Annotated in this window: 19 protein-coding genes and 1 tRNA gene; 11 read left to right on the top strand and 9 right to left on the bottom strand. The window is 72.0% G+C overall.

What is annotated here, in order from left to right; all coding sequences use genetic code 11:
• The first annotated feature begins 159 nt into the window (after positions 1–159).
• Both ACH4FX_RS17485 and ACH4FX_RS17480 read left to right on the top strand, forming a co-directional pair.
• Positions 160–2,598, top strand: a complete 2,439-nt coding sequence (locus tag ACH4FX_RS17485; protein WP_398479754.1) for a ribonucleoside-diphosphate reductase subunit alpha — start codon at positions 160–162, stop codon at positions 2,596–2,598.
• Entirely contained in the window at positions 2,598–3,671 is a 1,074-nt protein-coding gene (locus ACH4FX_RS17480; protein ID WP_398479752.1) for a ribonucleotide-diphosphate reductase subunit beta, read from the top strand. Before ACH4FX_RS17485 ends, ACH4FX_RS17480 begins: the two co-directional genes overlap by 1 nt.
• Before the next feature lie 116 nt (positions 3,672–3,787).
• Here ACH4FX_RS17480 and def read toward each other — a convergent pair whose 3' ends face one another.
• From def to ACH4FX_RS17460, 4 genes are all read right to left on the bottom strand, one after another.
• Positions 3,788–4,429 (bottom strand): peptide deformylase, encoded by a 642-nt coding sequence (gene def / locus ACH4FX_RS17475; protein ID WP_398479750.1) that lies wholly within the window; start codon positions 4,427–4,429, stop codon positions 3,788–3,790.
• Positions 4,430–4,543: 114 nt separating this feature from the next.
• Complete coding sequence (locus ACH4FX_RS17470; RefSeq protein ID WP_030370727.1) at positions 4,544–5,530, bottom strand: hypothetical protein; 987 nt, start codon at positions 5,528–5,530, stop codon at positions 4,544–4,546.
• Between the two features lie 723 nt (positions 5,531–6,253).
• Positions 6,254–6,661: a mycothiol system anti-sigma-R factor gene (rsrA, locus tag ACH4FX_RS17465; protein WP_398479748.1), complete on the bottom strand. Its 408-nt coding sequence runs from the start codon at positions 6,659–6,661 to the stop codon at positions 6,254–6,256.
• On the bottom strand, positions 6,658–7,356 hold the full coding sequence (locus tag ACH4FX_RS17460; RefSeq protein ID WP_398479988.1) for a sigma-70 family RNA polymerase sigma factor: 699 nt from the start codon (positions 7,354–7,356) through the stop codon (positions 6,658–6,660). Before ACH4FX_RS17460 ends, rsrA begins: the two co-directional genes overlap by 4 nt.
• Positions 7,357–7,700: 344 nt before the next feature.
• Here ACH4FX_RS17460 and ACH4FX_RS17455 point away from each other — a divergent pair, with 344 nt between their 5' ends.
• Positions 7,701–8,294: a helix-turn-helix domain-containing protein gene (locus ACH4FX_RS17455; protein ID WP_398479746.1), complete on the top strand. Its 594-nt coding sequence runs from the start codon at positions 7,701–7,703 to the stop codon at positions 8,292–8,294.
• A 39-nt stretch (positions 8,295–8,333) separates the two neighbouring features.
• Here ACH4FX_RS17455 and ACH4FX_RS17450 read toward each other — a convergent pair whose 3' ends face one another.
• Both ACH4FX_RS17450 and ACH4FX_RS17445 read right to left on the bottom strand, forming a co-directional pair.
• A complete protein-coding gene (locus ACH4FX_RS17450; RefSeq protein WP_398479744.1) occupies positions 8,334–8,960 on the bottom strand; it encodes an alpha/beta family hydrolase in 627 nt (208 codons plus the stop codon).
• 121 nt (positions 8,961–9,081) lie between these two features.
• Positions 9,082–9,900 carry an SOS response-associated peptidase gene (locus tag ACH4FX_RS17445; protein ID WP_398479742.1) on the bottom strand — a complete coding sequence of 273 codons (819 nt, stop codon included), beginning with the start codon at positions 9,898–9,900 and terminating at the stop codon, positions 9,082–9,084.
• 35 nt (positions 9,901–9,935) lie between these two features.
• Between ACH4FX_RS17445 and ACH4FX_RS17440 the strand changes: the two genes are divergently transcribed.
• From ACH4FX_RS17440 to ACH4FX_RS17425, 4 genes are all read left to right on the top strand, one after another.
• Positions 9,936–10,649, top strand: a complete 714-nt coding sequence (locus ACH4FX_RS17440) for a M50 family metallopeptidase (RefSeq protein ID WP_398479740.1) — start codon at positions 9,936–9,938, stop codon at positions 10,647–10,649.
• 201 nt (positions 10,650–10,850) lie between these two features.
• Positions 10,851–12,218, top strand: a complete 1,368-nt coding sequence (aroA, locus tag ACH4FX_RS17435) for a 3-phosphoshikimate 1-carboxyvinyltransferase (protein WP_398479738.1) — start codon at positions 10,851–10,853, stop codon at positions 12,216–12,218.
• Positions 12,219–12,231: 13 nt separating this feature from the next.
• Positions 12,232–13,239 carry a ribosome small subunit-dependent GTPase A gene (rsgA, locus tag ACH4FX_RS17430; protein ID WP_398479736.1) on the top strand — a complete coding sequence of 336 codons (1,008 nt, stop codon included), beginning with the start codon at positions 12,232–12,234 and terminating at the stop codon, positions 13,237–13,239.
• Positions 13,240–13,330: 91 nt separating this feature from the next.
• Complete coding sequence (locus ACH4FX_RS17425; RefSeq protein ID WP_398479734.1) at positions 13,331–13,654, top strand: DMT family transporter; 324 nt, start codon at positions 13,331–13,333, stop codon at positions 13,652–13,654.
• A gap of 86 nt (positions 13,655–13,740) precedes the next feature.
• Here the strand turns inward: ACH4FX_RS17425 and ACH4FX_RS17420 are convergent, their stop codons facing one another.
• Complete coding sequence (locus ACH4FX_RS17420) at positions 13,741–14,367, bottom strand: TetR/AcrR family transcriptional regulator (protein ID WP_398479732.1); 627 nt, start codon at positions 14,365–14,367, stop codon at positions 13,741–13,743.
• A gap of 140 nt (positions 14,368–14,507) precedes the next feature.
• Between ACH4FX_RS17420 and hisN the strand changes: the two genes are divergently transcribed.
• Both hisN and ACH4FX_RS17410 read left to right on the top strand, forming a co-directional pair.
• Positions 14,508–15,311 carry a histidinol-phosphatase gene (gene hisN, locus ACH4FX_RS17415; protein ID WP_398479730.1) on the top strand — a complete coding sequence of 268 codons (804 nt, stop codon included), beginning with the start codon at positions 14,508–14,510 and terminating at the stop codon, positions 15,309–15,311.
• A 216-nt stretch (positions 15,312–15,527) separates the two neighbouring features.
• Entirely contained in the window at positions 15,528–15,941 is a 414-nt protein-coding gene (locus tag ACH4FX_RS17410) for a cyclic nucleotide-binding/CBS domain-containing protein (RefSeq protein ID WP_398479987.1), read from the top strand.
• A gap of 217 nt (positions 15,942–16,158) precedes the next feature.
• Here the strand turns inward: ACH4FX_RS17410 and ACH4FX_RS17405 are convergent, their stop codons facing one another.
• Positions 16,159–17,640: a catalase gene (locus ACH4FX_RS17405; protein WP_398479728.1), complete on the bottom strand. Its 1,482-nt coding sequence runs from the start codon at positions 17,638–17,640 to the stop codon at positions 16,159–16,161.
• Between the two features lie 139 nt (positions 17,641–17,779).
• Between ACH4FX_RS17405 and ACH4FX_RS17400 the strand changes: the two genes are divergently transcribed.
• Complete coding sequence (locus ACH4FX_RS17400) at positions 17,780–18,199, top strand: Fur family transcriptional regulator (protein WP_003987106.1); 420 nt, start codon at positions 17,780–17,782, stop codon at positions 18,197–18,199.
• A 233-nt stretch (positions 18,200–18,432) separates the two neighbouring features.
• On the top strand, positions 18,433–18,627 hold the full coding sequence (locus ACH4FX_RS17395) for a hypothetical protein (RefSeq protein ID WP_398479726.1): 195 nt from the start codon (positions 18,433–18,435) through the stop codon (positions 18,625–18,627).
• A gap of 75 nt (positions 18,628–18,702) precedes the next feature.
• Here ACH4FX_RS17395 and ACH4FX_RS17390 read toward each other — a convergent pair.
• Positions 18,703–18,776 (bottom strand) — tRNA-Met (locus ACH4FX_RS17390).
• Between the last annotated feature and the right edge of the window lie 171 nt (positions 18,777–18,947).

Below are 18,947 nucleotides of genomic sequence, written 5' to 3'. Positions count from 1 at the left end.
CCTCCGGCGCGGTCGACGATACGTCCGGGCCTCGCGGGTTGGGCCGGTGGACGCTGCGCGGTGTGCCCGCGCGCCCCTCGGCATACCAGGGGTGCCGCACGCCCGTACGCGGCCCTCCGCTCCTCCCCCGGGCCCCCGCCGAGTGAGGGAGAGCAGCACGTGACCATCGCGCCAACGGAGCCCGCATCAGCCGAGCAGGTCGTGCAGCCCGCGAAGGACACGCAGCCCCGGCAGGGTGCCGGCGGCCGGGCCGAGGACGGCCCCGGCGCCGCGCTGCTGCGCACACTGACCGACCTCACCGCCGACCTGGACGCCACCGACCCCGGCAAGATCGCCGCCGCCGCGCTGCGCGGCCGGCACCCCGGCTCCGACGAGGCCGAGCTGCGCTCGCTGGCCATGGAGGCCGCGGCCGGCCTGATCGGCGACGAGCCGCAGTACTCCAAGCTGGCCGCCCGCCTGCTGACCCGTGCCATCGCGGAGGAGGCGGCCGCGGAGGGGGCGGTCGCCTTCTCCGCCTCCGTCGCCACCGGCCACCGCGAGGGCCTGATCGCCGACTCCACGGCGGCGTTCGTCCGCACCCACGCGGCCCGGCTGGACGCGCTGGTCGAACGGGCCCTGGCGGACGGCGCGGACGACCGGTTCGGCTACTTCGGCCTGCGCACCCTGCACTCCCGCTACCTGCTGCGCCACCCGATCTCCCGGCAGGTCATCGAGACCCCGCAGCACTTCCTGCTGCGCGTGGCCTGCGGCCTGGCCGAGGACCACAGCGAGCGGGCCCTGGACGACGTCGCCGAGCTGTACCGGCTGACCAGCTCGCTGTCGTACCTGCCCTCCTCGCCCACCCTGTTCAACTCCGGCACCCGGCACCCGCAGATGTCCTCCTGCTACCTGCTGGACTCCCCGCTGGACGAGCTGGACTCGATCTACGACCGCTACCACCAGGTGGCGCGCCTGTCGAAGCACGCCGGCGGCATCGGCCTGTCGTACTCCCGGGTGCGCGCCCGCGGCTCGCTGATCCGCGGCACCAACGGCCACTCCAACGGCATCGTGCCGTTCCTGCGCACCCTGGACGCCTCGGTCGCGGCCGTGAACCAGGGCGGCCGTCGCAAGGGCGCCGCCTGCGTCTACCTGGAGACCTGGCACGCGGACCTGGAGGAGTTCCTGGAGCTGCGCGACAACACGGGCGAGGAGGCCCGGCGCACCCACAACCTGAACATCGCGCACTGGATCCCCGACGAGTTCATGCGGCGCGTCGAGGCCGACGCCGACTGGTCGCTGTTCTCCCCCAGCGACGTGCCCGAGCTGGTGGACCTGTACGGCGACGAGTTCGACGCCGCGTACCGCGCGGCGGAGGCCGCGGGCCTGGCCGTCAAGCAGGTCCCGGCGCGCATCCTGTACGCGCGGATGATGCGCACCCTCGCGCAGACCGGCAACGGCTGGATGACCTTCAAGGACGCCGCCAACCGCACCGCCAACCAGACCGCCGAGCCCGGCAAGGTCGTGCACTCCTCGAACCTGTGCACCGAGATCCTGGAGGTCACCGACGACGGCGAGACGGCCGTCTGCAACCTCGGCTCGGTCAACCTCGCCGCCCACCTGGGCGACGACGGCGAGATGGACTGGGAGCGGCTGGACGCCACGGTCCGCACGGCGGTGACCTTCCTGGACCGCGTGGTGGACATCAACTTCTACCCGACCGAGCAGGCCGGCGCCTCCAACTCCCGCTGGCGGCCGGTGGGCCTGGGCCTGATGGGCCTCCAGGACGTCTTCTTCCGCCTGCGGCTGCGCTTCGACTCGCCCGAGGCGCGGGAGCTGTCCACCCGCATCTCCGAGCGGATCATGCTCGCGGCGTACGAGGCGTCCGCCGACCTGGCCGAGCGGCACGGCCCGCACCCGGCCTGGTCCGCGACCCGTACGGCCCGGGGCGTGCTGCACCCCGACCACTACCCGAACGCCGAGCCGCGCTGGGCGGACCGGTGGGCGGCGCTGCGCACCCGTATCGCGGCGACCGGCATGCGCAACTCGCTGCTGCTGGCCATCGCGCCGACCGCCACCATCGCCTCCATCGCGGGCGTGTACGAGTGCATCGAGCCGCAGGTCTCCAACCTGTTCAAGCGCGAGACGCTGTCGGGCGAGTTCCTCCAGGTCAACGCGTACCTGATCGAGGAACTGAAGGCGCTGGGCCTGTGGGACGAGCGCACCCGTGACGCGCTGCGCGAGGGCAACGGCTCGGTGCAGGACCTGGACTGGATCCCCGCCGAGACCCGTGAGCTGTACCGCACGGCGTGGGAGATCCCGCAGCGCGCGCTGATCGACATGGCGGCGGACCGTACGCCCTACCTCGACCAGAGCCAGTCGCTGAACCTGTTCATGGCGTCGCCGACCATCGGCAAGCTCAGCTCGATGTACGCCTACGCCTGGAAGCGCGGCATCAAGACCACGTACTACCTCCGCTCGCGGCCGGCGACCCGTATCGCCCAGTCCGCGCGCGGCACGGGCGGGGGCGCGCAGACCGCTCCCGTACCCGCCCAGGCGGCCGACCCCGAGGCCGTCGCCTGCTCCCTGGAAAACCCCGAGTCCTGCGAGGCATGCCAGTAATGACGACCGCACCCGAGAAGAACCAGCCCGCCGAGACGACCGCGGCCGCCTCGCACACCGCCACCACCGGCAAGAAGAACCTCCTCGACCCGGGCTTCGAGCTGACCCTGCGCCCGATGCGCTACCCGGACTTCTACGAGCGCTACCGCGACGCGATCAAGAACACCTGGACGGTGGAGGAGGTCGACCTCCACTCCGACGTCGCCGACCTCGCCAAGCTCTCGCCGGGCGAGCAGCACCTGATCGGCCGGCTCGTCGCCTTCTTCGCGACCGGCGACTCGATCGTGGCGAACAACCTGGTGCTGACGCTCTACAAGCACATCAACTCCCCCGAGGCGCGGCTCTACCTGAGCCGGCAGCTGTTCGAGGAGGCCGTGCACGTCCAGTTCTACCTGACCCTGCTGGACACCTACCTGCCCGACCCGGACGACCGCGCGGCCGCGTTCGCCGCGGTGGAGAACATCCCCTCCATCCGGGAGAAGGCCGAGTTCTGCTTCAAGTGGATGGACTCGGTCGAGTCCATCGACCGGCTGGAGAGCAAGGCGGACCGCCGCCGCTTCCTGCTGAACCTGATCTGCTTCGCGGCCTGCATCGAGGGCCTGTTCTTCTACGGCGCCTTCGCGTACGTGTACTGGTTCCGCTCGCGCGGCCTGCTGCACGGCCTGGCCACCGGCACCAACTGGGTCTTCCGCGACGAGACCATGCACATGGAGTTCGCGTTCTCGGTCGTGGACACGGTGCGCGAGGAGGAGCCCGACCTCTTCGACGACGAGCTGGAGCACCAGGTCACCGACATGCTCAAGGAGGCCGTCGAGGCGGAGCTGCAGTTCGGCCGGGACCTGTGCGGTGACGGGCTGCCGGGCATGAACACCGAGTCGATGCGCGAATACCTCCAGTGCGTGGCCGACCAGCGCCTCCAGCGCCTGGGCTTCGCGCCGGTGTACGGCTCGCAGAACCCGTTCTCCTTCATGGAGCTGCAGAACGTCCAGGAGCTGACCAACTTCTTCGAGCGGCGCGCCTCGGCCTACCAGGTCGCCGTCGAGGGCTCGGTCTCCTTCGACGACGAGTTCTGAGCACGCCGGGCGGTGCCGGTCCGTACGCACGGACCGGCACCGTCCGCTTCTTTGCGTCCGGCGAATCGGGACCGGATTCGACGAGTCGATGACAACGCGACCGGGCCGGGCGGGGCTCAGTCGTTGGCGACGACCGGGTACCGCGGCTCGCGCTCGGCCATCTGCTTGAGGGCGTCCTTGCGGTCGCGCTTGGAGAGCCGGTCGATGTACAGGTAGCCGTACAGGTGGTCGGTCTCGTGCTGGAGGCAGCGCGCGAAGTAGCCGGTGCCCTGGACCTTGATCGGGTTGCCCTCGGCGTCCTGGCCGCGGACGACCGCGTAGTCGGGGCGGGCCAGCTCCGCGTACGCGCCGGGCACCGACAGGCAGCCCTCGTTGGAGTCGTCCAGCACCCGCCGCTCGACCGGCAGGTCCTCCAGGACCGGGTTGCAGACCGCCCCGACGTGGCGTACGCCCTCGTCGTCCAGGCAGTCGTAGACGAAGACCTTCAGGTCCACGCCGATCTGGTTGGCGGCCAGGCCCACGCCCTCGGCCGTGCGCTGGCTGGCGAACATGTCGTCGATCAGCCGGGCGAGCCCGTCGTCGAACTCGGTGACGTCCTTGCACTCCTTGTGCAGCACCGGGTTGCCGACGACGGTGATCGGACGGGACGTACCGCGCTCACGGTGCGCCGCCTCCCGCTCCGCCGCGCCGGTGACGTCGTCGACGAAGCCCTCCGCCGCCCGCTCCTCGTTGTGGTCAAAAACAGGCTGTTCCGCCATGTCCGCCGTACGCCTTCCTGGAAACCCGAAATATTCGCCCTCCAGCCTAATCCGTGGCCGGGTGCGCCCTCCCGGACCGGACGGGCGTACGACGTCCAGGCCGCCCGCAGACGCTCAGCAGACCTCTTCGAGGTCACGCCACTCACGGGTGTCCGGGCTGTCCGCGACCCAGCCGTCCAGCAGGCCGCGCACCAGGCCGGCCGGGGCCGCGATGCCGCATTCGCGCTCCGGGACCCACAGGGAGCCGGAGCCCGCCGTGCGGTGCCCGAGCGGGCCCGGGTGGCCCGGTTCGCTGTGGTCGTGCGGGTCCAGGTGCTCGCCCTCGCCCTCGTCGCTGGGCATCCGGCTCTCGGAGCAGGTACGGCACAGCAGGCGGACGGAGGAGGACCAGTCCTCGGCGGCGAAGCCCGCGTCGGCGGCCAGGCGCTCCAGGGCGTCCCGGTCGGCCTCGGTGGCGGCCTCCAGGAGCACGACCCAGGTCGGGACCGGTGAGGGCGCCCACAGCTCGATCTCGTCGAACACCGGGAACGACGGGCCTGCGGCGGTGGTGCGCTCGCCGTTCGGCACGCCGTCGTGCAGCACCACCTCGCCCCAGCGCCGCCCGGAGGACGGCAGCGGGATGGAGAGCACCTCGATGCGGGCCGGGTCCAGCCGGCGGCCCCAGACCACCTCGGCCTCGCCCTCGGGCGACAGGCGCACGGCGGCGCTGCCCAGCTCCATGCCGACCGGTTCCGCGGACGGCGAGCCCTCGCCGGGCACCTTGAGGCCGTACGCCTGCCAGGCCCGCCGGGCCAGCGGCCAGTCCTGGAGGGCGGTGGCCGCGATGCCCACGTTCCACCAGTCGGGCGCCCCGGCCTCGCGGTCCAGCAGGGCGACCGCGCGCAGTCCGGCGGCGCGCGCCTGCTCCCAGTCGTGGCGGAACTTGTGCAGCAGCGCGAGGTTGAACCAGGACTCCGACAGCCACGGCTCCATGTCGGCCGCCCGCGTCAGCAGCGCGCCCGCGTCCTCGTAACGGCCGTCACCGATCAGCGTGAAAGCGCGGTCGGTCGCCTGCCGCCACGAGGCGGAGGGCCGGTGCCGTACCTTGCCGAAGATCCTCACGATTCCCGCCTGCTGGTTGCTTCCTGGATACCGCCCCGGACGGACGCCGGGGGCCGTTCGAGGGCCCACTCGACAACCTGCCACAGATTGCCGCCGGGCTCAGCCCGGTTGCCGCGCCGCCCGCGGCCCGCCACCGACCCCCTCACCGGCTCCTTGCCTTTCGCCGACCCCCTGAATCCCCGTTCGTGGGGGTTCCTTCGCATCCAACCATGCCCATCTCCGGGACCGCTCATTACCCATCGGTTCCATGACCTTGCGCGGGCCTTTGTGACGATCTGGGCGGGGCCGGAAGGGGGGTGCCGGGGCGCGCTACGGCCCGGACGGGGGCGCGTCCGGATGCCGTACGCGTCCGTCTCCAAGCCACGTGCGCCCATGCCCAGTTCACACCTCACCGCACGGCTCGACGCGACGGTGCAGCGGGTGGCGGATTGCGACAAAAGGGACGGCAGGGCGCAGGAGAGGGAGACGGCGGCGGCCGCTACGTCCGGCAGCAGGGCGTACGAAAGAGCTGGCCGTCGTGCGGGAGTTGGTGCCCGGTGGGCGGGGAACGGCGCCGGACCCGGGCGGCGGCCCGGGCCGCCGGTGGCGGCGGGAACGCTCGGCCGACGGGGCGGGGAAGAACGGGCCCGTCCCACCGGAGGGAGGCCGGGCCACGGGGCGGCGCGTCAGCGGGTCGGGCGGGGCGAAACCCCCGCCCCTCACCCCTTCGGGTGATACGTCGCGTTATTCGGCCCGCGCGGTCTCGCCACGCGCGTCGAGCGTGTCGTCGGGGCCGGACCCGGACGCCTGCTCGGGGGCCTTCGCGGCCGCGGCGGCGCGGGCCGCCGCCTGTTCCTGCCTGGCCTGTTCGAGCACGCTCTGCTCGGGCACCGCCTCGCCCGCGCGGATCAGGTCGATCCGGCCCATGACCTTCGACCGCAGGTCGGTCGGTACGTCGTCATGGCCGCAGCAGCGCTTGACGAGCTTCTTGACGGCCTGCTCCAGCCCGTACTTCTCCAGGCAGGGCGAGCATTCGTCGAAGTGCTCCTGGAACTTCTCGCATTCACCGGCCGGCATCTCGCGGTCGAGATACTCGTACAGATGGTCGAGGACCTCTGAGCAGTCCTTCTCGTGCGGCTCTCCGCAGCTCATGATCCCGAGCCTTTCCGATCGTGCGGCTGCGACGACTGCGCGGTCGCCGCGCCTGCCCCGGCGGGGACCAGCCCGCGCTCCCGGGCGTAATCCTCCAGCATGCCGCGCAGTTGGCGCCGGCCGCGGTGCAGACGGGACATCACCGTGCCGATGGGTGTACCCATGATGTCGGCGATCTCCTTGTACGCAAAGCCCTCGACGTCCGCGAGATAGACCGCGATGCGGAATTCCTCCGGAATGGCCTGAAGTGCCGCCTTCACATCGGAGTCCGGCAGATGGTCCAGCGCCTGGGACTCGGCCGAGCGCAGGCCGGTCGACATGTGCGACTCGGCGCGCGCGAGCTGCCAGTCCTCGATCTCCTCGGCGGCACTGCGCTGGGGTTCGCGCTGCTTCTTGCGGTAGGAGTTGATGAAGGTGTTCGTGAGGATGCGGTACAGCCACGCCTTGAGGTTCGTTCCCTCACGGAACTGGTGGAAGGACGCATACGCCTTCGCATACGTCTCCTGAACCAGGTCCTCCGCATCGGCCGGGTTGCGCGTCATGCGCAGCGCGGCCGAATACATCTGGTCCAGGAAGGTGAGCGCGTCCCGCTCGAAGCGCGCGTTGCGCTCGGCGTCCGTCTCCCGCTTCCCGTTGCCAGCGTGTTCCTCTGCCGTGCCGTCGGTCCCTGCGTCGGTACCGGTGACCGGACCCACCTCCTCCAACACCGTGACGGATCCGGATGCGGACCCGCTCGAATCGGAGAATAGACGACGATCCGGTACCGCCGCCGCTCCAGCCATGGCGGCCTGGGCGCCCCGCAGCTGTGTCCACTGCAGGTCAGCGGCCTGCGGGCGGGCTGGGCAAGCGATTCCCATGCGGCGGGCTCCCATTCTTCGAAGATTCCTTCAGCGTTCCTGCAATCCGCACAACAGCCGCACCCCGCACGTCATTCCCGCCCCGTCCGCCCGGCGCGTGAGCATGGTCACCCGGGCTCGCGCGGGCTGCCGGGACACGCCGATCCCTTGACAAACGGCCTTGCCGCTTCAGCAATGAAGACATGGATGACAAGGCGTACGAACGGGTGCTGTCGGACGTGGGACCGCGGCTGCGGCGGCTGCGGCAGGAAAGGGGCGTGACGCTCGCCGCGCTCTCGGAGACGACGGGCATCTCGGTGAGCACGCTCTCCCGCCTGGAATCGGGCGGGCGCAAGGCCACCCTGGAGCTGCTGCTGCCGCTCGCCCAGGCCCATCAGGTACCGCTGGACGAGCTGGTCGGCGCGCCGGAGGTGGGCGATCCCCGGGTGCGCGCGGTGCCGCAGCGCAGGAACCACATGACGTTCGTGCCACTGACCCGGCAGCCCGGCGGACTCCAGGCGTACAAGATGATCGTCGAACCGGTGCCGGGCCCGCCCGAGCAGCGCACCCACGAGGGCTACGAATGGCTGTACGTGCTCTCCGGGCGGCTGCGGCTGCTGCTCGCCGACCGGGACGTGGTGCTGCGCTCCGGCGAGGCCGCCGAGTTCGACACCCGGCTGCCGCACTGGTTCGGCCCGGCGGACGACGAGCCGGTGGAGATCCTCAGCCTCTTCGGGCGGCAGGGCGAGCGGATGCACGTACGCGCCCGGCCGCGCTCCAAGGGCGACGACAGCTGAGGGACGTACAGAGGGGTGCGCGGCAGGCGGGGGCCGCGGTCAGCGGAAGAGGCCGTCCAGCCACTCCCCCACCGCGCCGGTGAGCACGGCCAGCGCCGCCGGCTCGTCGAGGTCCGCCTTCTTCGGTACGGCGAATCCGTGGTCACCGTGCGGCACCTCGACGACGCGGGTGTCCGCCGGGAACTCCGACGGCCTCCCGAACGGGTCCCGGCCGCCCTGCACCACCAGCGTCGGCAGGCCGGCCCCGGTCAGTTCGTCCGCGCGCGACTTCTCCGGCTTGCCCGGCGGGTGCAGCGGGAAGCTCAGCGCCAGTACGGCGTGCGCGCCCAGGTCGCGCGCCGTACGGCAGGCCACCCGCGCCCCCGCGCTGCGCCCGCCCGCCACCACCGGCAGACCGGGCTTCTCCAGGGACGGCCACAGCGCGGTCCAGGCGGTGTCCAGCGTCTTGGGGGCGGGAGCCAGCTTCTTGCCGGCCACCCGCCACGGCTGCTCGACCAGCGCGACGGTGTAGCCGCGCGCGGGCAGCGCGGCGGCCAGCGCGCGCAGGTCCCGGGCCTCGATGCCGCCGCCGGCGCCGTGGCTGACGGCGAGGACGGCCCGGGCGTCCGCCGCCGGGTGCCAGGTGATGCGCGCCTCACCCACAGGAGTCTCGACTGTTTCGCTCACGCCCTCATCCTGCCGCCTCACGGGGCCGTGGCGGTGCGGGGGCACACGGCGGAGGGGGCGCCGGAGCAAGTGGCTCCCGCCCGCCGCGCACGCGAAACGACCGACCGCACGCGGGAGCCCGTCAGAACAGCGTGCCCGCCTCCGGTGCCGGCAGCTCCTTGACCAGTTCGGGCCCGTTGTTGCGCACATTGCTCACGTCGGACGACACCGGGTACGCCCGCATCAGCCCGGCGGGCGGCGGCGCGAGCAGCGGAAGGATGTCGTCCACCTCCGTACGGGCCGGGTCGAGCCAGGCGTCCCACTTGTCGGGCGTCATGATCAGCGGCATCCGCGGGTGGATGTCGGCGAGCGCCTGCGGCCCCTCGCCGCCGTCCGCGTTCGCCAGCGGTGTGGTCTCCGCCTCGGTGGTGACGACCGTGCAGGTCACCCACCATGCCTGCGGGTGGTCGTCGGGCAGCGTGCGGTCGCGCCAGAACTCGTACAGCCCGGCCATCGCCATGACCTGGCCGTCCGCCGGCGTGACGAAATAGGGCTGCTTGCGCGGGCGCTTGCGCCTGCCCTGTTCCTCCAGCTGCCGTTCGGCCGCGGCCGTGGCCCACTCGTAGTAGCCGTCGCCGGGCAGCAGGCAGCGGCGGGCCGCGAACGGCCGCCGGTACGACGGCTTCTCGTGCACCGTCTCGGCCCGAGCGTTGATCATCTTCGCGCCGCCGTCCGGCGATTTCGCCCAGGACGGGATCAGCCCCCAGGTCAGTCTCCGCAGCTGGCGAACCGGACGGCGGTCTTCCGCGTCTTTCAGAGGACGTTCGAGCACCGCGTGGACGTGCTTCGTCGGGGCGACGTTCCAGTCGGGCGCCAGGGTCTCCTCCGGCTCCCACTTCTCGACCTCGAAGAGCCCCACCAGATCCTCGGGGCTGCGACTCGCTGCATACCGTCCGCACATGCATGCCACAGTGCCACGCCAGACCAAGGGGAGAGATGGACACCGGTCATATCACCGACGTATGGGACAGGGTTTTCGGCATCCAGCCCGACCCGCCGCCCTGGCTCGTCGTCGTCACGGCGGTGGTCGCGCTGGCCGCCATCGCCCCGTACCGCGCCTGGCGGCTGTCCCGTAACGCCATCACCATCGCCCACGAGGGCGGCCACGGGCTCGTCGCCCTGCTCAGCGGGCGCCGGCTGTCCGGCATCCGGCTGCACTCCGACACCTCGGGGCTGACCGTCTCGCGCGGCAAGCCGACCGGCCTCGGCATGATCCTCACCGCCGCCGCCGGGTACGTCACCCCGTCCCTGCTGGGGCTCCTCGGCGCCTGGCTGCTGGCGTCCGGGCACATCACGGCGCTGCTGTGGGGCGCCACCGCGCTGCTCGCCGCGATGCTGCTGATGATCCGCAACGCGTACGGCGTGCTGACCGTCGTCCTGGCCGGCGCCGCCTTCTTCCTCGTCTCCTGGCTGACCGCTCCCGAGGTGCAGGCGGCGTTCGCGTACGCGGTCGTCTGGTTCCTGCTCCTGGGCGGCGTACGGCCGCCCTTCGAGCTCCAGGGCAAGCGCCGCCGCGGCCGGGCCGGGGACTCCGACCCCGACCAGCTGGCCCGGCTCACCCGGGTGCCGGCGGCCGTCTGGCTGGGCCTCTTCCACCTGGTGACGCTGTGCTCGCTGGCCGGCGGCGGGCGCTGGCTGCTGGACGTCTGAGCCGCCGGGCCCGTCCGCCGGCGCCCGTCGCGAGCCGGTACGGCCGGTATGCGAGCGCCCGCCGCACGCGCCCCGGAGCGTGACGCCGGGAGCGCGGTCCCGCACCGTGACCCCGCCCGCACTATCAGTGCCGTGTTTCCTGCAGGTTGCGCCACTTCTGATCAAGATTTGCACCCGGGCCCAGCCATTAAAGTGAGGGACATGACCGAGAGCCCCGTGCATCCCGCCCTCTGGCCCGCCCCCGTAGCCGCCGGGGCGGTCGACGCGACCGTCACCGTGCCCGGCTCCAAATCGGTCACCAACCGTGGCCTCGTCCTCGCCGCCCTGTCCTCCGAACCCGGCTGGCTGCGCCGCCCGCTGCGCTCCCGCGACACCCTGCTGATGGCCGAGGCGCTGCGCACGATGGGCGTGGGCATCGAGGAGACCGCCCCGTCCAGCGCCGCCGCCACGGCCGGCGCGGACGGCGGCGGGGGCGAGGCGTGGCGGGTGATCCCGGCCGGGCTGCACGGCCCGGCCACCGTCGACGTCGGCAACGCGGGCACGGTCATGCGCTTCCTGCCGCCGCTCGCCGCCCTCGCCGACGGCGCCATCCGCTTCGACGGCGACCCGCGCTCCTACGAGCGCCCGCTCGACGGCGTGATCAACGCGCTGCGCTCGCTCGGTGCCCGGATCGACGACGACGGCCGCGGCGCGCTGCCCATGACGGTGTTCGGCGGCGGAGCCCTGGAGGGCGGCGCCGTCGAGATCGACGCCTCCTCCTCGTCGCAGTTCGTCAGCGCGCTGCTGCTGTCCGCGCCGCGCTTCAACCAGGGCGTCGAGGTACGGCACGTCGGCGCGGCGCTGCCCTCGATGCCGCACATCCGGATGACCGTCGACATGCTGCGCAGCGTCGGCGCCCAGGTGGACACCCCGGAGTCGGGCGGCGAGCCGAACGTCTGGCGGGTCACCCCCGGCGCCCTGCTCGGCCGCGACCTGATCGTCGAGCCGGACCTGTCCAACGCCCAGCCCTTCCTGGCGGCGGCGCTGGTCACCGGCGGCCGGGTGACCATTCCCGACTGGCCCGAGCGCACCACCCAGCCCGGTGACGCGCTGCGCGAGATCTTCACCGCCATGGGCGGTTCCTGCGAGCTGACCGAGCAGGGGCTGACCTTCACCGGCACCGGCCGTGTGCACGGCATCGACGTCGACCTGAGCGAGGTCGGCGAGCTGACCCCGGGCATCGCCGCGGTGGCCGCCCTCGCGGACTCCCCGTCCACCCTGCGCGGCGTCGCCCATCTGCGGCTCCACGAGACCGACCGGCTGGCGGCGCTCACCAAGGAGATCAACGAGCTGGGCGGCGACGTCACCGAGACCGAGGACGGCCTGCACATCCGGCCGCGCCCGCTGCACGGCGGCATCTTCCACACGTACGAGGACCACCGGCTGGCCACCGCCGCCGCGGTCATCGGACTGGCCGTACCGGGCGTCCAGGTCGAAAACGTGGCGACGACCGCCAAGACGCTCCCCGACTTCCCGGCCCTGTGGACGGGGATGCTGGGCGAGGCGGCGGCCACCGCCGGGAGAGGCTGAGGCTCCTTCGACCATGCGCCGCTACGGCAAGAACCCCGACGAGGACGACGTCCGCGTCCGCCCCAACCGCAAGGGCAACCGCCCCCGTACGAACATCCGCCCCAAGCACGAGGACGCCAGCGAGGGCCTGGTCCTGACCGTCGACCGCGGCCGGACCACCTGTCTGATCGAGGACCGCACGGTCATCGCGATGAAGGCCCGTGAACTGGGCCGCAAGTCCGTCGTGGTCGGCGACCGGGTCGCGGTCGTCGGCGACCTGTCCGGCGCCAAGGACACCCTCGCGCGGATCGTCCGGGTCGAGCCGCGCAGCTCGACCCTGCGGCGTACGGCGGACGACGACGACCCGTTCGAGCGGGTGGTCGTCGCCAACGCCGACCAGCTCGCGATCGTCACCGCACTGGCCGACCCGGAACCGCGCCCGCGGCTGATCGACCGCTGTCTGGTCGCCGCGTACGACGCCGGGCTCGACCCGCTGCTGGTCCTCACCAAGTCCGACCTGGCCTCCGCGGACGCGCTCCTGGAGTCGTACGGCACGCTCGGCGTCCCCTACGTCGTCACCAACCGTGTCGAACTCGCCGACGGCACCGCCGCCGAGCAGGTGCGCGACCGGCTGCGCGGGCACATGACCGCCTTCGTCGGGCACTCCGGCGTCGGCAAGACCACCCTCGTCAACGCGCTGGTGCCGGACCGCAAGCGGGCCACCGGCCACGTCAACGCGGTCACCGGGCGCGGCCGGCACACCACCACCTCGGCCCTCGCACTGCCCCTGCCCGACGACTCCGGCTGGGTCATCGACACCCCGGGCGTGCGCTCCTTCGGCCTGCACCACGTGGACCCGTCCCGGGTCGTCCTCGCCTTCCCCGACCTGGTGCCCGGCACCGCCGGCTGCCCGCGCGCGTGCAGCCACGACGAGCCGGACTGCGCCCTGGACCAGTGGGTCGCCGACGGGCACGCCGACCCGGCCCGCCTGTACTCGCTACGCCGTCTGCTGGCCACGCGGGAACGACGCGAGGGGGACTGACCGCGCAAAGTTTGCTGCCCCGCGGCCGAGGTAAATGCATAATCACACCAAGGCTGACGAAGTGGTCACGGACCGTACGGAGGCAATGGACATGGCGTGGCTGCTCGTCGTGGTGGCAGGACTCCTGGAGACGGGATTCGCGGTCTGCCTCAAGCTCTCGCACGGCTTCACCCGGCTCTGGCCCACCATCGCCTTCGCCTGCTTCGCCCTGGGCAGCTTCGGCCTGCTGACCCTCTCGCTGAAGAAGCTCGACGTCGGGCCGGCCTACGCGGTGTGGACCGGCATCGGCGCCGCCGGCACCGCCATCTACGGCATGGTCTTCCTCGGCGACCTCACCTCCACGCTCAAGCTCGTCTCCATCGCCTTCGTCATCGTCGGCGTCATCGGCCTGCAGCTCTCCGGCTCGGCCCACTGAGGAACGGCAGACGGGGGCGGCGCGCGGCTCACGCACGGTGTGCGGCTCATGAACGAACAGTGCGCGGCTCACGCACGGTGCGCGGCTCACGCACGGTGTGCGGCGCAGGCGAACGCCCTGTGCAGCTGGCGGGTCAGGTCGTCCGGCTCGGCGGGGGCCACCACGTACGACAAGGTGAGGCGGGCCGCCGTCGCGCAGGCGGTGCCCAGTTCGGGCAGGTCCTCCTTGGGCCAGTCGGCCTCCAGCGCGGCCACCGCGCGGTCGCAGAACCGGCCCACCAGCTCCGTCGGCCCCGGCGGCCCGTCCATGTGCGCCCCCGCGCCACCGGAGTGCGCCCCGCGCTGGCCCGGCACTCCGCCCGCCGGCGTGGGCAGGCGCTCGCTCCAGCAGCCGGTCAGCGCCGCCCGTACGAGCGGATTGGTGCGCGCGGCCCGCACCGTCCAGGCGGCGGCCGCCACGACGCGGGCCTCCACGTCCCCGCCCGCCGTCGGCCCCGGTTCCTCCAGGGCCCGGGTCACCCCGGCGAGATAGCCTTCCGTCTCCCGCCGCACCAGGGCCCGGGCCAGCCCTTCCTTGCTGCCGAACTCGTTGTAGAGCGTCTGCCGGGACACCCCGGCCTCGGCCGCGACATCGACCATCCGGACGCCCGCCCACGGCCTCGCCGCGAGCGCCGCGTAGGCGGCGTCCAGCAGGGAATCACGCGCTGTAGGCATCGTCGCCTCCCAGGCCGCCGGCCCAGATGGCCGGTGTGCGCACAGGATTGACTCACCACCAGGGGCTGTCAAGGGTCCGTACGCGCCGGGGAACCGTGGTCATGTGGCTCGTGCCGGACACCAATCGATACTGTTCGCACATGCCCGACTATCACGATGACCTCCGCCTCGGCCACGTCCTGGCGGACGCCGCCGACGCCGCGACCATGGAGCGGTTCAAGGCACTCGACCTCAAGGTCGAGACCAAACCGGACATGACTCCGGTGAGCGAGGCCGACAAGGCGGCCGAGGAACTGATCCGTGGTCATCTGCAGCGCGCCCGTCCACGGGACGCCGTCCTGGGCGAGGAGTTCGGCAGCGAGGGCTCCGGTCCGCGCCGCTGGATCGTCGATCCCATCGACGGTACGAAGAACTACGTGCGCGGGGTGCCGGTCTGGGCCACGCTCATCGCCCTGATGGAGCGCGGCGAGGGCGGCGACCGTCCGGTGGTCGGCGTCGTCTCCGCACCCGCGCTCAACCGCCGCTGGTGGGCGGCGGAGGGGCTCGGCGCGTACACGGGGCGCAGCCTGACCTCCGCGAGCCGTCTCCAGGCGTCGCAGGTGGGCCGCATCCAGGACGCGTCGTTCGCGTACTCCTCGCTCACCGGCTGGGAGGAACAGGGCCGGCTCCCCGGCTTCCTGGAACTGTCCCGGGACTGCTGGCGCACCCGCGGCTACGGCGACTTCTGGCCGTACATGATGGTCGCCGAGGGCTCGGTGGACATCTGCGCGGAGCCCGAGCTGTCGCTGTGGGACATGGCGGCCTGCGCCGTCGTCGTGCAGGAGGCGGGCGGCCGGTTCACCGGCCTGGACGGCGTGCCGGGCCCGCACAGCGGGAACGCCGCGGCCTCCAACGGCCTGCTGCACGAGGAGCTGCTCAACTACATCGGCGACGGGCGCCGCTGAGGCGGTACGGACGGCCGGGCACCGCTGAGGCAGCGGCGGGCTCGGACTCGTATACGAACCGGCCCCCGGGGGCGCGCAAACGGCAATCGTCCGTTCCGCGCCCCTTGTTGCCCCTCCGGGCGCATGTGAGCATGAGAACACCGAAGCTTGTGAACTTGTGAATCGATTCGCAAGGTGCACCCGCAAGCGCCAAGGAGGTGGCTCCATCCCATGCCCATGTACGTGCGCAACGCCATGAGCACGGTGGTCCTCACCATCGGCCCCGCCCACACACTGCGCCAGGCGGCCCACCTGATGGCGGCCCGCCGCGTCGGCGCGGCCGTCGTCCTCGACACCGACACCAGCGGGCTCGGCATCCTCACCGAGCGCGACATCCTCAACTCCCTGGGCGCGGGAGAGGACCCGGACCAGGAGACCGCGCAGGCCCACACCACCTCGGACGTGGTCTTCGCCGCGCCCGAATGGACGCTCGACGAGGCCGCCCGTGCCATGGTGCACGGCGGCTTCCGTCACCTCATCGTGCTCGACGACCGGGAGCCGGTGGGGATCGTGTCGGTCCGCGACATCATCAGGTGCCGCGCCGCGGTCCCGGAGCAGCGCGCGGAGCGGGTCAGCGCCGTACCGGCGTGACGGCGCCCGCGCCGGGATGAGGGCACCCGCGCCGGGATGAGCGCGCCCGTCCCGGGGTACCGGCGCCCGCGCCGGAGTGACGCGGGCCGCGGAGTCCGCGCGGCGCGGGCCATGGCGCCGGCGCGGCGCGGGCCGCCGTACGGGCCCGGGCGCGGGTACGCGAAGAGGCCGGAGCCCACTGGCGTCCGGCCTCTTCGGTGTTACGGCAAGGGATGGGTCAGCCGCGCAGGGCCTGGACCGCGGCCTCCAGCCGCTTGCCGTAGTCGGGGTCCGCCTTGCGGAAGTTCTCGATCGCGCGCTGGGCGATGTCGTCGCGCGAGACCTTCGAGATGAAGCCCGCCAGGTTGTCGATCAGGCGGTCCTTCTCCTCTTCCGTCATCAGGCGGTACAGGTTGCCGGCCTGCACGAAGTCGTTGTCCTCGGCGTGCGAGGGCGCCTCGGTCTCACCGGTCGTGCCGCTCACCGCGATCGGCTGCCACAGCGGGCGGTCGGTCTGCACCGGGCCGCCGAAGCTGTTCGGCTCGTAGTTCTTCGCGCGGCCGTGGCGGCCGTCGTAGAGGTAGCCGTCGCGGGCGTGCGAGCGGGCCTCGGTGGCGTGCGGGCGGTTGACCGGCAGGTGGTCGGCGTTGATGCCGACGCGGTAGCGGTGGGCGTCCGCGTACGCGAACAGGCGACCCTGGAGCATCTTGTCGGGCGAGGGGCCGATGCCCGGCACGAAGTGGTGCGGGGAGAAGATCGACTGCTCGACCTCGGCGAAGACGTTCTCCGGGTTGCGGTTGAGCTCCAGCTTGCCGATCTCGATCGGCGGGTAGTCCGCGTGCGGCCAGACCTTGGTCAGGTCGAACGGGTTGAAGCGGTACGTCGCGGCGTCCGCGGCCGGCATGATCTGCACCTGGACGGTCCAGCTCGGGAAGTCGCCGCGCTCGATCGCCTCGCGCAGGTCGCGCTGGTGGCTGTCCGGGTCCTCGCCGGCGAGCTTGGCGGCCTCGGCCGCGGTGAGGTTCTTGATGCCCTGGTCGGTCTTGAAGTGGTACTTGACCCAGAAGACCTCGCCGGCCTCGTTGTTCCACTGGTAGGTGTGCGAGCCGAAGCCGTCCATGTGGCGGTACGAGGCCGGGATGCCGCGGTCGCCGAACAGCCAGGTCACCTGGTGGGTGGACTCGGGCGACAGGCCCCAGAAGTCCCAGACGTTGTCCGCCTCCTGGGAGCCGGTGTACGGGTCGCGCTTCTGGGTGTGGATGAAGTCGGGGAACTTGATGGCGTCCTTGATGAAGAACACCGGGGTGTTGTTGCCGACGAGGTCGTAGTTGCCGTCCTCGGTGTAGAACTTCAGCGCGAAGCCACGCGGGTCGCGCACCGCGTCGGCGGAGCCGAGGTTGCCGGCGACCGTGGAGAACCGCAGGAAGGTCTCGGTCTGCTTGCCGGCCTCGGAGAGGAACTTGGCGCGGGTGTAGCGCGACATGTCGGCGGTGGCCGTGAAGGTGCCGTACGCGCCGGCGCCGCGGGCGTGCACCACGCGCTCCGGGATGCGCTCACGGTTGAAGTGCGCGAGCTTCTCGATCAGGAGCTGGTCCTGGATGAGTCCGGGGCCGCCGATGCCGGCCGTCTCGCTGTTCTGGTTGTCCGCGACCGGTGCCCCGGCCTCCGTGGTCAGCGGTCCGGTGCTGCTCTGTACCGACACGTGCGCCTCCTGAGTCATGAACCTGCCCTTGGCTTGCGCCGAAACCGATCCTACATTGGACTTTGTCTAAGTCAAGATGATCCCGAAACTCGTACCGAATCCGGTGATGGACGGACCACTGCTACCCTTGCCCTTATCTGACTGATAGGTGATTGGCATGAGTGACCTGCTGGAACGGCTCCGGGGACGCGGCTGGCGGCTGACCGCGCAGCGACGCGTCGTCGCCGAGGTCCTCGACGGGGACCACGTCCACTACACCGCCGACGAGGTGCACGCGAAGGCGACCGAGCGCCTGCCGGAGATCTCTCGCGCGACCGTCTACAACACGCTGGGCGAGCTGGTCTCGCTCGGCGAGGTGCTGGAGGTCAGCACGGACGGCCGCGCCAAGCGGTACGACCCGAACGCCCACCACGACCACCAGCACCTGGTGTGCTCGCGGTGCGGGACGATAAGGGACGTCCACCTGGACAGCGACCCGCTCGCCGCGCTGCCGGTGCCGGAACGCTTCGGCTTCCAGGTCTCCGAGGTGTCGGTGACGTACCGGGGCATCTGCCCGAACTGCCACTCGCACAGCTGACCCCCGGCGCCGACCGCGCCCCCGCGCGACGGCGCCGACCACAGAAAGAGCCCGCCCCGGGACGGCGCGGGCTCTTCGGCCTGCGCGCACCTCTCGGCAGAGGCGCCCAGCGGCCCGGCAGACAGGGGACAGCGGTACGAGGTCACATCGCGCGGGCAGTGACGCCGCGTGTCCCCTTTGCGGCGTTTTCGCCAGACTTGCCGGGGCACTCAGGGCCCAGGAGGTGGTTCACCGTGCCCGAGCCCGGCAGCAAGAGCTACGACACCCGCCGCGCCCGGCTCCGCAAGGACGCCGAGAACAACGGGATCAACGACCAGCAGGCCAACCAGGAGGCGAACGAGACCCTCCAGAACGAAGGGGGCCTGCGCAGCAGGGGGCCGCGCACCGAGCGCGGCCAGGGTCCGAAGGGCGAACGCCGCGGCGAGTGACCTCGCCCGCACACAGGCCCCGCACCGCAACACGGCGAAGGCCCGGATCCGAGGATCCGGGCCTTCGCCGATCAGTAGCGGGGACAGGATTTGAACCTGCGACCTCTGGGTTATGAGCCCAGCGAGCTACCGAGCTGCTCCACCCCGCGCCGTTGTGTCTCCACTCTAGCCTCACCGCGCCGACCAGCGCAAATCACTGTCCGTTGCGCTGGGGCCAGCGACAGCCGAGCCGCGTACGGCGGGGCCCCGCGGCCCGGCGGAGGCGCGCCGCCCCCGCCGGGTCATGCCCCACAGGCCGCCCCGCAGCCCCCGTACGGCCG

It is taken from the genome of Streptomyces sp. NPDC018019, assembly GCF_044327805.1.
Taxonomy (GTDB): Bacteria; Actinomycetota; Actinomycetes; order Streptomycetales; family Streptomycetaceae; genus Streptomyces.
Note: the sequence above shows the minus strand (reverse complement) of the source record. Positions and strands in the feature narration are given on the sequence as shown.

What these genes read in the sequence shown, in the direction of transcription:
- ACH4FX_RS17445 (WP_398479742.1), bottom strand. Translation starts at nt 9,900, where the DNA reads ATGTGCGGACGGTATGCAGCGAGTCGCAGCCCCGAGGATCTGGTGGGG.
- ACH4FX_RS17480 (WP_398479752.1), top strand. Translation starts at nt 2,598, where the DNA reads ATGACGACCGCACCCGAGAAGAACCAGCCCGCCGAGACGACCGCGGCC.
- ACH4FX_RS17455 (WP_398479746.1), top strand. Translation starts at nt 7,701, where the DNA reads ATGGATGACAAGGCGTACGAACGGGTGCTGTCGGACGTGGGACCGCGG.
- ACH4FX_RS17425 (WP_398479734.1), top strand. Translation starts at nt 13,331, where the DNA reads ATGGCGTGGCTGCTCGTCGTGGTGGCAGGACTCCTGGAGACGGGATTC.
- ACH4FX_RS17420 (WP_398479732.1), bottom strand. Translation starts at nt 14,367, where the DNA reads ATGCCTACAGCGCGTGATTCCCTGCTGGACGCCGCCTACGCGGCGCTC.
- rsrA (WP_398479748.1), bottom strand. Translation starts at nt 6,661, where the DNA reads ATGAGCTGCGGAGAGCCGCACGAGAAGGACTGCTCAGAGGTCCTCGAC.
- ACH4FX_RS17440 (WP_398479740.1), top strand. Translation starts at nt 9,936, where the DNA reads ATGGACACCGGTCATATCACCGACGTATGGGACAGGGTTTTCGGCATC.
- ACH4FX_RS17410 (WP_398479987.1), top strand. Translation starts at nt 15,528, where the DNA reads ATGTACGTGCGCAACGCCATGAGCACGGTGGTCCTCACCATCGGCCCC.
- rsgA (WP_398479736.1), top strand. Translation starts at nt 12,232, where the DNA reads ATGCGCCGCTACGGCAAGAACCCCGACGAGGACGACGTCCGCGTCCGC.
- ACH4FX_RS17400 (WP_003987106.1), top strand. Translation starts at nt 17,780, where the DNA reads ATGAGTGACCTGCTGGAACGGCTCCGGGGACGCGGCTGGCGGCTGACC.
- ACH4FX_RS17405 (WP_398479728.1), bottom strand. Translation starts at nt 17,640, where the DNA reads ATGACTCAGGAGGCGCACGTGTCGGTACAGAGCAGCACCGGACCGCTG.
- def (WP_398479750.1), bottom strand. Translation starts at nt 4,429, where the DNA reads ATGGCGGAACAGCCTGTTTTTGACCACAACGAGGAGCGGGCGGCGGAG.
- aroA (WP_398479738.1), top strand. Translation starts at nt 10,851, where the DNA reads ATGACCGAGAGCCCCGTGCATCCCGCCCTCTGGCCCGCCCCCGTAGCC.
- hisN (WP_398479730.1), top strand. Translation starts at nt 14,508, where the DNA reads ATGCCCGACTATCACGATGACCTCCGCCTCGGCCACGTCCTGGCGGAC.